The 719-nt window shown below is 39.2% G+C and carries 1 protein-coding gene; it reads right to left on the minus strand.

The genetic code is table 11. The annotated features are described in order from the left end of the window. Nucleotides 1–719: preprotein translocase subunit SecY (locus ACFIK8_RS11425; protein WP_375669495.1), on the minus strand; the 719-nt coding region annotated here is incomplete at both ends.

The raw sequence follows: 719 nt of genomic DNA on the forward strand, positions 1-719 counted from the left end.
CGAATCCCTGGAATAAAGCCAGAATGCTTCTTTAACTGATCTGCTGTATCGTTTGGATTAAACACAATGGCGGTATAAAAAAAGCAAAAAAACGCCATCAAAATGGCATAGATAATCATATAAAGTGGCTGCCCATGACCAAGAGAATAAGAAACAGCCTGAACCCATTGCGGCATTTTATCAGAAAAATTATTAACAGTTGCAGGTAACAATAACAAAGATGAAGCAAAAATTGGTGGAATAACACCAGCGGTATTCAGTTTTAAAGGAAGATGTGACATATCACCTTGAAATATCTGGTTACCAACCTGACGTTTGGGATACTGAATAAGGATGCGCCGTTGTGCACGTTCTACAAAGACAATAACTGCGATAACAGAAATGGCAATAAGAACGATTATTGTTAACAAAAAAGTTGATAAATCAGCTTGGCTATGAGCAGTCAAAAGTTGAGCAAAAGTAGAAGGAAGATTAGCCACAATACCTGTAAAAATAATAAGAGAAACCCCATTACCAACACCGCGTGACGTGATTTGTTCGCCAAGCCACATTAAAAACATCGTCCCACCAACAAGTGTAATAACAGAAGAAATACGGAACATGAAACCGGGCTCTACAACAATTTTAAGCCCTATTCCTATACCCGTTTCAAGAGCAACCGCGATACCACATGCTTGCAAACCCGCCAGTACCACTGTTACGTAGCGAGTATACTGATT

The sequence above is a fragment of the Bartonella sp. MR168JLCBS genome, assembly GCF_042194175.1.